The 13,564-nt window shown below is 65.1% G+C and carries 11 protein-coding genes; 7 read left to right on the top strand and 4 right to left on the bottom strand.

The features are described 5' to 3' along the window. Positions 1-3 precede the first annotated feature (3 nt). The 4 genes from ACQS5P_RS13545 to ACQS5P_RS13560 all read left to right on the top strand — a co-directional run bounded on the left by ACQS5P_RS13545 (position 4) and on the right by ACQS5P_RS13560 (position 4,760). A complete protein-coding gene (locus ACQS5P_RS13545) occupies positions 4-609 on the top strand; it encodes a hypothetical protein (protein ID WP_428937151.1) in 606 nt (201 codons plus the stop codon). Then, positions 606-1,541, top strand: a complete 936-nt coding sequence (locus ACQS5P_RS13550) for a hypothetical protein (RefSeq protein WP_428937152.1) — start codon at positions 606-608, stop codon at positions 1,539-1,541. The genes ACQS5P_RS13545 and ACQS5P_RS13550 overlap by 4 nt, the downstream gene beginning before the upstream one ends. Before the next feature lie 74 nt (positions 1,542-1,615). Continuing rightward, positions 1,616-4,189 (top strand): type II secretion system secretin GspD, encoded by a 2,574-nt coding sequence (gene gspD / locus ACQS5P_RS13555; RefSeq protein ID WP_428937153.1) that lies wholly within the window; start codon positions 1,616-1,618, stop codon positions 4,187-4,189. A gap of 43 nt (positions 4,190-4,232) precedes the next feature. Then, positions 4,233-4,760, top strand: coding sequence for a hypothetical protein (locus ACQS5P_RS13560; protein WP_428937154.1), 528 nt, complete (start codon positions 4,233-4,235; stop codon positions 4,758-4,760). 79 nt (positions 4,761-4,839) lie between these two features. Here the strand turns inward: ACQS5P_RS13560 and ACQS5P_RS13565 are convergent, their stop codons facing one another. Beyond that, on the bottom strand, positions 4,840-5,580 hold the full coding sequence (locus tag ACQS5P_RS13565) for a DUF72 domain-containing protein (RefSeq protein ID WP_428937155.1): 741 nt from the start codon (positions 5,578-5,580) through the stop codon (positions 4,840-4,842). Positions 5,581-5,732: 152 nt separating this feature from the next. On the opposite strand from ACQS5P_RS13565, the gene glpX reads away from it, so the two are divergent. The 3 genes from glpX (at position 5,733) to ACQS5P_RS13580 (ending at position 10,023) form a co-directional block, all read left to right on the top strand. Next, entirely contained in the window at positions 5,733-6,908 is a 1,176-nt protein-coding gene (gene glpX / locus ACQS5P_RS13570; RefSeq protein WP_428937156.1) for a class II fructose-bisphosphatase, read from the top strand. 133 nt (positions 6,909-7,041) lie between these two features. Further along, entirely contained in the window at positions 7,042-8,217 is a 1,176-nt protein-coding gene (locus ACQS5P_RS13575; protein ID WP_428937157.1) for a substrate-binding domain-containing protein, read from the top strand. A 171-nt stretch (positions 8,218-8,388) separates the two neighbouring features. Continuing rightward, positions 8,389-10,023, top strand: coding sequence for a glycoside hydrolase family 28 protein (locus tag ACQS5P_RS13580; protein ID WP_428937158.1), 1,635 nt, complete (start codon positions 8,389-8,391; stop codon positions 10,021-10,023). A gap of 92 nt (positions 10,024-10,115) precedes the next feature. Here the strand turns inward: ACQS5P_RS13580 and ACQS5P_RS13585 are convergent, their stop codons facing one another. From ACQS5P_RS13585 to ACQS5P_RS13595, 3 genes are all read right to left on the bottom strand, one after another. Next, a complete protein-coding gene (locus tag ACQS5P_RS13585; RefSeq protein WP_428937159.1) occupies positions 10,116-11,321 on the bottom strand; it encodes a mandelate racemase/muconate lactonizing enzyme family protein in 1,206 nt (401 codons plus the stop codon). A gap of 108 nt (positions 11,322-11,429) precedes the next feature. Then, positions 11,430-12,428 (bottom strand): dihydrodipicolinate synthase family protein, encoded by a 999-nt coding sequence (locus tag ACQS5P_RS13590; protein WP_428937160.1) that lies wholly within the window; start codon positions 12,426-12,428, stop codon positions 11,430-11,432. 51 nt (positions 12,429-12,479) lie between these two features. Next, a complete protein-coding gene (locus ACQS5P_RS13595) occupies positions 12,480-13,541 on the bottom strand; it encodes an NAD(P)-dependent oxidoreductase (protein ID WP_428937161.1) in 1,062 nt (353 codons plus the stop codon). Positions 13,542-13,564 lie beyond the last annotated feature (23 nt).

The following is a 13,564-nucleotide window of genomic DNA, read 5'->3' on the forward strand; positions in this document are numbered from 1 at the left end:
AACATGGTACTGTCCAAGCGTGAACGGATGATCGCCATCGCCACCGGCGTGACGCTGGGGCTGACCGGGCTGTATCAGTTTGTCGTCGAGCCGCTGCTGGAGACGCGCGCCCAGACGCAGGCCGCCGTCGTCGAGGCTCAGCTCAAGCTCGATCGCGCGCAACGGCTGTTCAACACCAGCCGGCGGATGAATCGCCGCTGGGGCGAGATGACCGGCGCGAGGCTGGCGCGCAACGCCTCCGAGGCCGAGAGCCAATTGCTCAACGCCGTGCGCGAGTGGGAGCAGGATTCGGGCCTGACGCTGGCCTCGTTCCGTCCGGAGCGCAGCGGCGAGAAGGAAAAGGACTTCATGAAGATGACGTTTCGTGCCACCGGAGCGGGCAGCATGTCGCAGGTGGCCAGGTTCCTGTATCGCATCCAGACGGCGCCGATCCCGGTGCGGATCACCGATCTGACGATCAATCCGCGGCGGGAAGCGACCGACGACCTGGCGGTGAGCCTGGGGATCAGCACGATCTACCTGCCGGCCGAATCCCCCAAGCCCGCGACTCCCGCAGGCGGCGCGGGAAGCGCGGCGCAGGCGTCGGCGGAAGGGCGGTGGCTGCCATGAAATCGGTTGATCTGTGCAGATTCATCGTGGTGATGGCGTGTCTGGGCAGCGTGGGGCTGGCTGCGTCTGTCCAGGCGCAGTGGAACCGCTCGGATCGGCAGCGCGATCGGTGGGATCGAAACGATCGGGTCAGTCGCAATGCGGACGCCGAGGCGGCGCCGAGCACTTCGCCGGCGGCGCCGTACAGCTATCGCGAGCGGTATGGGGTGCTGTGGGAACGGAACATATTCCTGCGTGAGCGTGGCCGGCGCGAGCGGGTCGATCGGGATTTCCGTCCCGCGGCGCCGCGGCTACCCGAGCAATCGCTGGTGGTGACGGGGATCGTGTTCGAGGATGGCGAATACCGGGCGTATATCGAGGACGTGTCGCGCGGCACGACGCTAAAGCTTTCGGTGGGGGATGCGGTGGCGCGGGGGAAGGTGGTGGGGATCGAGATCGACGCGGTGGCGTACGAGAACTACGCCGGGGTCACGTGGATTCCGATTGGCAGCAACCTGGCGGGGGCGAGCGTGACGTCGGTGTCGGATGCGCGGATCGCTGCCGCGGCGGCGGGATACGCAGCGACGACGCAGCCGTCGGCGGGGGGTGCGGGTGCGGCGATCAACGCCAGTGGCGCCAACCTGAGCATCGAGGAACGGCTGAGGCTTCGGCGGATGCAGGAGCTGGGCGCGGCGGCCGCGCCGGCGCCGCCGAACCCGCCGCAGCAGGCACCCGAGCAACAACAGCCCGGACCGCAACAGCCCGGGCAGGAGCAGCCCGGGCAGGAGCAGCCCGGGCAGGAGCAGCCCGGGCAGGATCAGCCGATGCAGGAGCCGCCGCCGCAGTTTGTTCCCCAGGAGCAACCGGCGCCGCCGATGCCGCAGCAGTGGCCGCCGCAGATGCCTTCGCAGCCGCCGCCACTGCCGCCGCCGCAGCAGATGCAGGAGCCGTGACGCTGTGAAGGGTTGAACCGGGCGAGGCGATCGAGCCAGCGGGAGATCAGGTGAGACAGAAACCGAACATGACGATGCGAACAGCTATGTTTCCACGGGAGGATTCTGCCGGGGTGGGCATTGCCCTGCCTGGTGCCAGCAGGTGGAGATTGCCCGTCGTGCGCGCCGGATTGACGGCGATGATGGGCCTGGCGGTGGCGGGGGTGGTAGTGCCGCGGCAGGCGCTTGCGCAGGCGACGGCGCCCGCCGAAGAAGCGGCGCCGACCACGGCGCCGGCTCTGCCCGCCACCCTGCCGGCGACGCGCCCCGGCAACAACGGCGAGCGGGGCATCACCACGCAGCCCGGCGGAGGGCTGATCCTGAATTTCAAGGACGCCAACATCGAGACGGTGCTGGACGAGCTTTCCGCCGCCGCCGGTTTCATTATCGTTCCGGTCGTGCGTCCGCAGGGACGCGTGACGCTGGTCAGCAAGCAGCCGGTCAAGCCGGACGAGGCGGTGTCGCTGCTGAATACGGTGCTGAAGGATCCGGGGTACGCGGCGATTCAGCAGGGACGAATCCTCAAGATCGTGCAGCGCAACAACGCCAAGCATATGAGCATACCGGTCAGGATCGGGGCCGATCCGGAGAAGATCGAGCCAACCGATGAGCTGATCACGCAGGTGATCCCGCTGCGGTACGCGGTGGCCACGCAACTGCGCCAGGATCTGGCGCCGCTGATCAATCCCGAAGCCGACTTCACCGCCAACGCCTCGAGCAATGCCCTGGTGATCACGGACACGTCGGCGAACATCCGGCGGGTGGTGCAGATCGTCAGCGCGCTGGACACGCATCTGGCCGATGCGTCGGACGTTCGCGTCTTCCAGCTCCGCTACGCCAGCGCCGCCAACGCCGCGCGGCTGATCAACGAGCTGTTCCGCACGGCGGCGGGCGGCCCGCAGCAGCAACAGCAGCAGCCGTTTCCGGGATTTGGCGCGTTCGGTGGTTTTGGGGGTCCGGGAGGGGGAGGTGGCGCGGGCGGGTTTGGCGGGCGTGGCGGATTCGGGGGATTCGGCGGCGCCGGAGGGGGGGGCGGCGGCCGTGGCCAGCAACAGCAGTCCGCCGGTGCGGCGCTGCGAACCACCCCGGTCAATGCCTCCTCCGATGACCGGACCAATACCCTGGTCGTGACCGGGCCCACCGATACCCTCAATGTCATCGCTCGCGTCGTCCGCGAACTGGACTCCAATCCGGCCTCGGAAGAAACGGTGTTCATCTACCGGCTGCGGAACGGGCAGGCGTACAACGTGGAGGCGGTGCTGAACATGTTGTTCAACGGAGTCTCCAGCTCGTCGCGAGGAGTGACCTCGCAGAACCTGCTGGGGCAGAATCGCCTGAGCAGCAGCGGCGCCAACCGCATGACTGGAAGGCAGACGGGCACGAGCTTCGGCGGGGCGGCGGGCCGCGGCGGCGCGGCAGGCGCGTTCGGCGGCACCGGCGGTTTCGGCGGCGCCGGCGCGTTCGGGGGCGGCGCGTTCGGCGGAGCACGCGCCGCAACCGGCATCTTTGGCGGAGGCGGCGCGTTCGGCGGCTTCGGCGGACTGTCCCCCGCCGCACAGCGCGCCGCCGCCGACCTCTCAGGGCAGGTCTACATCATCGCAGATCCCGACACCAACTCCCTGCTCATCCGCACCGCGCCCAAAAACTATGAACGCGTCAAGGAAATCCTCCAGGAACTGGATCGACCCGTCGCCCAGGTGCTGATCAAGGTGCTGCTGGCCGAAGTCACGCACACCAACTCCTCGGACCTGGGCACCGAGTTTTCGGTCTTGAACCTTCGAGCCGGAAACAACCGCGGCCAGCGCGGCGACACGAGCTTCAATATCCCCACCGAAGGGGCCAATTCCACCGGACTGGTCGTGCAGGTGATCGAAACCGACTTCCGTGCCACGCTTCGGGCGCTGGAGGAAGCCGGCAAGCTCGACGTGCTGTCGCGGCCGTACATCCTGGCCTCGGACAATCAGCTCGCCAGCATCACCGTCGGGCAGGAAGTGCCATTCATCACGCGCACGCAACTGACCGAGCAGGGCACGACCAACAACACGATCGAGTACAGTGACATCGGGATTCTGCTGGACGTGATCCCGCACATCAATCCGGATGGTCTGGTGATTCTGGACGTGGCGCCGGAGATTTCGACACTGACCGGCGACAGCGTGCCGATTTCCGAGACGGTCTCGGCGCCGGTGTTCGCCAAACGCTCGGCGCAGTCGCGCGTGGGCGTGATGAACGGACAGACGATCGTGATCGGCGGCCTGATGGAGGACCGCAAGACCGAGACGATTCGGAAAGTGCCGCTGCTGGGAGATATCCCCTGGGTCGGCGCGGCGTTCCGCCGAAGCGAGAAGAACAAGGCCAAGACCGAGCTGCTGATCTTTCTGACGCCGCACGTAGTCAGTCGTCCGGAGGTGCTCCAGGGCATGGCGCAGGAGGAGATGGACAAGACGCAGTTGACGCCCAGCGCTGTGGGGCCGGGCGAATTCCAGCGTCATCTGGACAGCATGGAGGCGGGCGGGCGGGCTGCGACGCAGCCGGCGCCGTCCGCGGAGCAGCCGCCGCGACCGTTGCTCGCCCCGTCGCCCGCGACGCGACCGGGCGGCGGGCGGTGATGCGCGCCGTTGCCGGCCGGTCACCACATGAGGCAAAGTTTGGATGAAGGCTGAAACGAAGACTCAACACGCGCTCGAAGGTATGGCTCGCCGGATCGGCTTGATATCGCTGGCGGTTGCGATGCTGGCGGCGATGGCGGGCGGATGCGCCGGTCGAGGGGCGTCCGGGTCGATGCCGACGACGCGTCCCGGGTCGCCGCAGCAGACGGTCGCCCCGATCACGAATACCGACCCGTGCGCGATGCGACTGCACGATCTGTGCGGAGCGCTGTTGTTGTACTTCGCGACAAACCGGCAGTTGCCTGCTCGACTCGAGCAGCTTCAGCAGGTGCCGGGCTTTGAGCAGGTCACGGGCGAGCTGCGTTGCCCGGTGTCCGGTCTGCCGTACGTCTACAACCCCGCCGGCTGGCTGCTGCCCGAAAAGCAGCAGCGGGTGATCATCTATGACCGCACGCCCGCCCATGACGGCATGCGCTGGGCCATCACCATTGAAGAGCCGAAGGAGGATCAGCCGCTGATCACGAAGGTGATCGCGTTGCCGGAGTCGCGTTTCACGTTTCAGCCGCGGTAGCGGGATGATTCTCGGCGATGGCGGCAGGGGAAACGGATGGCGACTACGAACGTGGTTGCCGGAAAAGACTCCCGACCCCTTAAATCAGGCGCAGGAAGCGTTGGGCGTCGCTGACCATGGCGGTGTTGTTGAACAGCACGTACGTCGGCCGCGAATGCAGCCTGCGGCACCAGAGCAGCAACTGCCGCAGCTCCGCGTCGCTGTAGCTGTAACGGTAGTTCGTGCCGGGCTTGCCGTGCAGGCGGAAATAGCCAAGTGGCTGATCGGTCGGCGGGGCAGTCACGAACGGGTCCACGATCCAGATCAGATTCAGCTCACGCACCAGGCGCGCCACAAGATCCCCTGGCCAGTCACCCCGGGGCTCCCAGCCGCAGATCAGATCGGCTCGCTGCGGTTTGATGGCAGTGAAAAATGCGCGGAGGTTGGAGATGTTCTGCTCGACGGGGGTGAAAGATGCGGGAGACTGGAACACGATGATGCGTGCCGCCAGCGCCCGTGCCGCCTGCAGCGTCGTCCGCCACGCCACCAACACCTGCGGCGTCGGTTGAAAGGCTCCGTAGTATCGGCGTTGCGCCGGCGGAATCGGTCGGCGCAGTCGGCGGTATGTGGGACTGCTCGGAGGGTGCGTGATTAACTGCCAGGCCTTGAGCGTGAACTCGAAGTTTGCCGGCGCTTCGCGACGCCATCGTTCAAGCGTCTGCGTTTGCGGGGGATGGTAGAACGTCTGCTGAACTTCAGTGAGGGTGAAGATCCGGAAATAAGCGGACCTTGCCATCTGCATTCCGCAGCACCCCACGCGAATGTCACCGTCGCCGGACACGATCGCTCCATTTTATCAGGCCCGCAAAAGGCTGCTGCTCCGGTCGCCTACGGGCGGTTTTCCGTTGGCAACAGGGCGATCCACAGGGTATTGTGCTGGGAGTGCGGGATCACATCGCATCGACACAACACCCGCACGCGGAGGAGGTCCGCATGGCTGGTCACAATGATTCGCAGCAGAAGAAGGAGACTGGGGCCGTTCAACCGGCTGGTCGCGTCGCTCAATTGAACGAATCCCCCGCGACGTCCGCCGTCCAGGACGATGTGCGGTACACGGCGGCGGCTTACAGCATCGATCAGGAGCGGCTGGTCGGGCTGGAGTTTATCCGGGCCACCGAAGCGGCGGCGCTGAACGCATACAAGTGGATGGGCAAGGGGGACAAGGAGTCGGCCGACTTTGCCGCCTGCGACGCGATTCGCGGTTTGTTCGATACGGTCGCGATTTCCGGGACGGTCACGATTGGCGAGGGAGCCAAGGACCAGGCACCCGGCATCTTCAAGGGAGAGAAACTGGGAACCTGGTGTCCCGGATCGATCAGGATGGCCATTGCGGTGGATCCGATCGACGGCACGACGATCGTGAGCAAGGGCCTGCCGGGGGCCATCAGCGTGATTGCCGCCGCCACCTGCGAGAATCCGGAAGATGATCCGAACAAGCTTTTGGCGGACATTCCCAGTTTCTACATGAACAAGATCAGCTTCGGCCCGAAGGTCAAGCACGGACCGGGGCGTATTCGTCTGGACAACACGGTCCAGGACAATCTGGAGATCATCGCGCTGAAGCTGGGCAAGCGGGTTCAGGACCTGACGGTGGTGGTGCTGGACCGACCACGGCACGAGCGGCTGATTCACGACATCCGCCGTGCCGGCGCCGCGATTCGGCTGATCAGCGACGGCGACATCGCCGGCGCGATCGCGCCAAGCCTGCCGGGCAGCGGCGTGGACGTGTACATGGGCACGGGCGGAAGCCCCGAGGCGGTCCTTGCGGCGGCGGGGATCAAGTGCCTGGGCGGGGAGATTTTGGCGCAGATGTGGCCACGCGATGACGCGGAACGAAAGGCCCTGAAGGACTCGGGCCTGACCGACGCCGACCTCAATCGCGTCTACACCGCCGACGATCTGGCCAAGGGCAATCGCATTCTTTTCGCCGCCACGGGAATCAGCGACTCGACCTTGCTGAAGGGCATCCGCTACGAGGATACCCATGTGATCACCTACAGCATCCTCATGCGCGCCAAGAACCAGACCGTGCGGTATATCAAGACAGTGCACAATCTGGACATGAAGATGATCCGACTGCGCAGCGACCGGCAGGAGCACGCCCTGTAGATGGGCGTAGAACAGACAGGTCGTGCACCAGCGGCGATATTTTGCGGCGGGTCGTCCGCCCGCTCTACGGTAACTCTTTTACGAAATCGCGCACGATGGTATCCTCCACGCCTGCCGGAGGCTCGTGTCCCCTATGGCCAGGCGCTCCCGCCATCGAATCCCCAATGTCGCGCTGCTGATCGAGACCTCGCGCTCGTTCGGGCGAAATGTGCTTCGCGGCATCGGAGACTACGCACGAGTCTACGGACCGTGGCTGTTCCATCTGCCCACCGAACTGCCCATCCGCGAGGTGCCCGGCAAAGACATCTGGGATGGTGACGGAATCATCGCCCAGCCTCATCAGGATCCGGTCCTGCTTCGGCAACTGGCCGAGAGAAATGTGCCGGTCGTCTCGCTGTCCGGACCGCCGGGCGCCGGGGGCTTTCCGGCGGTCCGGCCCAATCAGGACGCCGTCGCCGAGCTGGCGATGAACCACTTCCGCGAACGCGGCTTCACGCGATTTGCCTATTGCGGGACCCCTGCGGAACGCAAGTGGCCCCCGACCGGCGAGTTGTTTCGCACGCTCACCGAGGGCGCCGGATACACCTGCGCCGTGTATGAGCCGGCGTACGAACTGGAAGGCGCGCGGCTGCACCTGGAGCACCTGGCTGACTGGCTGCTGAAGCTGAAGAAGCCCGTGGCGCTGCTGGCGGCGCACGACCTGCGTGCCCGCGAGGTGCTAGATGCCTGTCGGCTCGTCGGAATCCACGTCCCCGAGGAGATCGCCGTGCTGGGTGTCAACGACGACGAGCTGATCTGCGAAATGGCCAATCCCCCGCTGTCCAGCGTGATGCACAACGCGCGGCGGATCGGCTACGAGGCCGCCGCCATGCTCGATCGGCTCATGGCCGGCAAAAAGGTCTATGCCGATGTTGTGGTCGATCCGCTGGGGGTCAAGACGCGCCAATCCACGGATCTGCTGGCGATCGAGGATCCGGAGATCGCCAAGGCCGTCCGCTACATTCGCGAGAATGCCTGTTCCGGCCTCCGAGTAGAGGATGTGCTGGAGCAGGTGGCGCTGTCTCGACGGGCGTTCGAGAAGCGATTTCGTGCTGCGGTAGGTCGTCCGCCGCACATGGAGATTCGCCGCGTTCAGCTCGAGCGCGTCAAGGAGTTGCTGGTGACGACGGATTACAAGCTGGAGCGGATCGCCGAGATCACCGGCTTCTCGACTGCGCAGTATCTTGCCGGGCTTTTTCATCGAGTGGTGAAGATGACGCCCGGCGCCTGGCGTCAGGCCGGAAGAGCCGGCCGGGTGCCGGCGGGATGAACTGCGGGCACACCGTCATTGGAATAAGGGGGTCGGGAGTCTTTTCCGCCAGCCGGAAAAGACTCCCGACCCCTTTTTGCTGCCGAGGGCGGTTCGCTGCGCCGGATCGTAAAAGTTTTACGCAAAAGTGGAGTCGGGGGCGCGTCCGGGGCAGGATAGAGTTAACCGACGATGAAGCGGGTCGGCAACGACAAGGCGGCCGGGGTCGCCGGGACCGGCATGACATCCGCGCGGCAACCGCCGCGGGCCAGGTCGCGCGCCGGCACGGTGTTCCGCAGTCTGCCGGCGCAGGATTCCGCCCCATCGATCACAGAGGCGATGCCGTCCCTGCCGCAGGCGCCCAACCGTACCCCGCCATTCGCCATGCCCCAAATCGTCGTGCCGGTCTTTCCCGCACGCGTCGTGAGCATCGTCGAGCATGGCGCGATCGAGGGCGGCCAGCACGACTGCACTGCCGCCATCGCGCACGCCATTGCGAGCTGTGCCCAGGCCGGCGGCGGACGCGTGCTGATCCCGCCGGGACACTGGCTTACCGGCCCTATCCATCTGCGCAGCAACATCGATCTGCATGTGTCGCCGGGCGCGGTGGTGCGATTCATCAGTGATCCGCAACGCTACCTGCCACCCGTCTTCGTACGCTGGAGCGGCAGCGAATGCTACAACTACTCGCCACTGATCTACGCCCGCGATTGCACGAACATCGCCATCACCGGCGGCGGCACCCTGCTGGGCCAGGGCCATCCGTGGTGGGGCTGGGAGAAGCTTGAGCAACGCTCGCGGGCCCGGCTGTACCAGATGATCCTTGAAGGTCTTCCGGTCGAGCAGCGCGTTTTCGCCTGTGAGCAACACCCGCTGCGACCGCAGTTCATCCTGCCCATCAACTGCACCAATGTGCTGATGGAGGACTTTACGATTGGCCAGGGCGGGCCATTCTGGACAGTGCACGTGGCCTACTGCCAGAACGTGACCATCCGCCGCGTGCGGATCAACGCGCCCGACGGCCCGAACAACGACGGGATTGACATCGACTCCAGCCGCAACGTGATCATCGAGGATTGCGAGCTGAACACCGGCGATGACTGCGTGGCGCTGAAGAGCGGGATGAACGAGGACGGATGGCGAGTCGGCAAGCCGACGGAGAACGTGATCATTCGCCGAATCCGCGCCACCGGCGGACAAGGGGGCATCGCCATCGGCAGCGAGATGTCCGGCGGGGTGCGCAACGTCTTCGTGCACGACTGCCACTACGACGGGCCGGCGGTGGGCATCCGGATGAAGGCGGCGCGTGGCCGCGGCGGGGTCGTGGAAAACATCTACATTCAGGACATCACGATGGGCAGGATCGCTGGCGAGGCGATCCAGATGACCACGGAATACCCCTCGTTTGCCCGCCCCGACGGCAAGGCGCCGCTCTTCCGGCACATCCACATTCGCAACATCGCCTGCCAGGAGGCAAGAACCGCCGTGCGAATGATCGGCCTGCCCGATGCTCCCTTCCAGGACATTCGTCTGGAGAACATCGCCATCGCCGCCGAAGAAGGCCTGCAGTGCGCCGCGGCCAGCCGGCTGGATCTGGTGGACCTGAAAATCACGCCCCGGCGCGGTCCGGTGCTGTCGCTGAAGGATGGCCAGGAGGTGCTGATTCACGGACTGAACAGCGTGACCAGCGGGGGCGTTTTCCTGGATCTTCGCGGTCGGCAAACCCGCAACATCCGCCTGAGCGGCCGGGCCAGCGAGCATGCGCGTCCGGCGGTCGTGCTGGGCATCGACGTGCCGCGGGATGCGCTGATGCACGAACATGACTGACTCATCTCACGCTTCAGGCACGTCGGTCTCGCGCCAGCGCGCTGCCAGCGCGCCGATTTACAATCAGCCGCGGTTGCGATCAGCTTTTGGGATCAGCAGTTGGTGAAACTGCCGTCCTCGCGATGCAGGTGGGGCGGCTCGGTCATTTCCGCCGGATACTTCAGCGCCGCCTCGCGGTGGAAAGTCACACCGATGCCCGGCGCGGTGGGCACGGTCAGTCGCGTGCCCTGAAGCTCAAAGGCGCACTCGAACACGTCCGGGAGCATTTGTGCCGGTGGGTGGATGATCTCCTGGGGGCCGGCGTTGTCGCACGCCAGGTTCAGGTGCAGCGACGCCGCCGTGCACACAGGCCCCAGCGGATTGTGCGGCAACACTCTGATGAAGTGAGTCTCGGCCATGGCGGCAATCTTTTTGGCCTCGGTCAGCCCGCCGCAGATGCACAGGTCGGTTCGCACGTAGTCCACCAGCTCTTCCTCAATGACCTGACGGAACTCCCACTTGTTGGCCCACTGTTCGCCCGCGGCGATCGGAACGGCGCTGAGCTGACGGATGTTGCGATAGGCGTGCATGTGTTCGGCGCGGACGGGGTCTTCGACCACGAACATCCCGAGCGGCTCGACCTCCCGCAGGAACCACGCCGCCTCATCAGGTGTGAAACGCGCATGGATGTCCACCATCAGCTCGATCTGATCCCCCACGGCCTGCCGTACCGCGCGAAGTTGCGCGATGAGCCTGCGGATCGACGCGCGCGAGCGAAATATATTACCGTCCGATGCCGGTCCGATGCGGAAATACTTGTGTCCGTCGGCAATGCACTCCTTGGCCAGCTTGACCATCGCCTCGCACGAGTCCTCCACCGACCCGCCCAATGCGCGGCGGAACATGTCCACCTCGTCGCGATTGGGCTCGGTCTTGTTGCTGCGATAGGTGGGCGAGAGGAAGCACTGAACGTAATCGCGGCATCGCCCGCCGAGCAACTGATACACCGGCACGCCCAGCGCCTTGCCCTTGATGTCCCACAGGGCGATGTCAATCGCCGCGATGGCCGAGCCGATCAGCCGGTCGGCCGGATAGAATCCCCCGCGAAACATTCGCTGCCACAGATACTCGATGCGCATCGGATCCTGTCCGATGAGCCATCGCTTCATGTGTTCGATGGCGCCCTGAATGGCTTTCCATCGCCGCTGGAGTCCGCCTTCGCCGACCCCGCTGATTCCCTCATCCGTGTGAACCAACACCGGTACCAGCGTCCGTCCAGGCGCCTGGACAGGAATGCACTCGATATCTGTGATCTTCATTCGTTGACACCTCGCAGCGAAAACAGAAGGCTCAGGCTTCCGGGTTTGCTTCGCAGCCGCGGGATCCGCAGGACGCATCCGACCGCTGGCGACGCCACGTCGTCGGACTCATGTCTGCTGAACCCCGAACTCCAGAACCTGGCTGCTGCCTGAACCCTCGGCAACCAATTCGTCCGCCCAGTAGTCCCGGAAGGCTCGACGAAGCTCGGCCTGAAGGGCGTCCGATACAGGATAATAAGGTGCTCGGGTAAGGCCAGAGTCTACCAAAAACCCGCTCAGTGCCGCCCGGGCCTTGCCAATGATGCCGTGCAGGTGCCCGGCCGCACGGACCTTGCCGATCTGCTCCAGCTCCCATCGCATCAGTTTCAGGTGTCGGCGTCGCGCTTCATCCCACCGACCGGACAGACACGCATCAAAGTATCCTCGATGCCACCGGGGCAGCGTGTTGCACCAGTAGCTGTAAACTCCGACCGCTCCGAGCATCATCCCGGGCAGGATCGTCGTGTCCACGACAAAGTGGGCAAGGTGCGGACTGTGCAGCACGATTTCCGTCAACGCGGTGGTGTCGGTTGTGCCAAGTTTGCTGCCGATGAACTGCTCGGGAAAACGTCTGCTCAGGCGGGCATAGTCCTGACCGCTCAGCGCCGGCAGACAGCGCGGATGCGCGTAATGGATCCAGCGGGCTTGTGGCGCCTGCTGCGCCAGATCCTCGAAGAATCGATCCACATCCCCCGCCGCCAGCGGCATGAAAAACGGAAACGCCACGTGAACGTTGGGTATTCCCGCCTCGAGGCTGGCCTTGATACGATCGATGATGCCACGTGTGTTGCACCAGGTCACGCCCATGGCGGCGTCGATGCCGTGACGCGCGCATGCTTCCATCGCCTTGCCAAATGCACGGGCCAGCGCGCGGAATTCGTCCAGCTCGATGGCATAAAACTCTCCATCGCTGTCGGTCGTGTAGATCCCATCCACGGCCCCCGATTCCGCCAGACGCAGGCAGTTGCGCTCCAGCACGGCGGCATCGAGCCTGCCGCTGGAGCGGTCCCACGGCGTCGGGATCGCCGACCACAACCCCCGCAGCGTCGTGCTGTCCAGCGCTCGCATCGCTTCAGGTGTCTCCTGCCATCTGTCTGTCGCTCATTGCGCCTTGCGGTTCTACACTTTGCTCGGCTCAGCGGCGTCCTGAGGTGGGCAGGAACCGGCCTGCCACACCTGCGCCTGCTTCAACCGCAGCGCGCTGCTCTGGTACACCTCGGGATTGACCACGAATTTCGGACGCTGCCCACGCAGCGCTGTCACCGCGGATTCCACTGCGGAACGGAACACGGCGATCATCCCCTCGACTGCACGGTTTCCCAGATGCGTCGTGAACACGACGTTGGGCAGACCGAACAGCTTCTTGCCCCCTTCGCCGGGAGGATCATCCAGCCCCGCCCCGCCAAGTCGCTTCTCCAGAATCGCCTCGACCAGCGCTGCCTCATCCACCAGCTCCTTCCTGGCCGCATTGATGATGAAGGCGGTGGGCTTCATCATGGCGATCTGCTCTCGCCCGATCATGCCGCGCGTCTGCTCATTGAGCCGCACATGCAGGGAGACAAAGTCCGATTCTTTCAGCAGCGTCTGGAAATCCACCAGCTCGATGCCATGTTCGTGCACGAAGTTCATGTCGGCCCACGGATCATGCGCGATGACGCGCATTCGCCAGCCCCTGGCCCGCAGCGCCACTTCCTTGCCGATGGCGCCGATCCCGACGATCCCAAGCGTTTTGCCCGAAACCATCGTACCGATGCCGCGCGTCATGTCGCCGCGGGACAGCAGTATGTGATGATGAGGAATCTGACGCGCCGCCGCCAGCATCAGGCCCCAGGCAATCTCCGCAACCACCTCGGCGCCCTGGCCTCCGGGCGCATTGGTCACCACGATGCCATGCCTTGTGGCGGCGGCGACATCGAGCCATTCAAAACCGCTGGCGGCGATCGCGCACACCTTCAACCGCGGCGCCGCGATCATGTCCGCTTCCAGCGGCGCGCTGCGAACGCTCGCGGGTAGAATCACTGCATCCGCCTGCTGACACAACGCACGGATCTGCGCCGCATCCGCATTGCGATACCATGGCTCGGCCAGCAGCTTCACGCCCAGCGACTCGATCCATGCCCGCTGCGAATCCACGACGTCCAGACAGGTTCCGTTCAAAACAATTAATGTTGGAGCTTGCATCACGGCTGAGTTTCCAGAAAGAC

Source organism: Fontivita pretiosa (assembly GCF_050410795.1).
Classification (GTDB): domain Bacteria; phylum Planctomycetota; class Phycisphaerae; order Tepidisphaerales; family Tepidisphaeraceae; genus Fontivita; species Fontivita pretiosa.

Coding starts and splice junctions, on each gene's coding strand:
- ACQS5P_RS13545 (WP_428937151.1), top strand. CDS start 4: ATGGTACTGTCCAAGCGTGAACGGATGATCGCCATCGCCACCGGCGTG.
- ACQS5P_RS13550 (WP_428937152.1), top strand. CDS start 606: ATGAAATCGGTTGATCTGTGCAGATTCATCGTGGTGATGGCGTGTCTG.
- gspD (WP_428937153.1), top strand. CDS start 1,616: ATGCGAACAGCTATGTTTCCACGGGAGGATTCTGCCGGGGTGGGCATT.
- ACQS5P_RS13560 (WP_428937154.1), top strand. CDS start 4,233: ATGAAGGCTGAAACGAAGACTCAACACGCGCTCGAAGGTATGGCTCGC.
- glpX (WP_428937156.1), top strand. CDS start 5,733: ATGGCTGGTCACAATGATTCGCAGCAGAAGAAGGAGACTGGGGCCGTT.
- ACQS5P_RS13575 (WP_428937157.1), top strand. CDS start 7,042: ATGGCCAGGCGCTCCCGCCATCGAATCCCCAATGTCGCGCTGCTGATC.
- ACQS5P_RS13580 (WP_428937158.1), top strand. CDS start 8,389: ATGAAGCGGGTCGGCAACGACAAGGCGGCCGGGGTCGCCGGGACCGGC.
- ACQS5P_RS13585 (WP_428937159.1), bottom strand. CDS start 11,321: ATGAAGATCACAGATATCGAGTGCATTCCTGTCCAGGCGCCTGGACGG.
- ACQS5P_RS13590 (WP_428937160.1), bottom strand. CDS start 12,428: ATGCGAGCGCTGGACAGCACGACGCTGCGGGGGTTGTGGTCGGCGATC.
- ACQS5P_RS13595 (WP_428937161.1), bottom strand. CDS start 13,541: ATGCAAGCTCCAACATTAATTGTTTTGAACGGAACCTGTCTGGACGTC.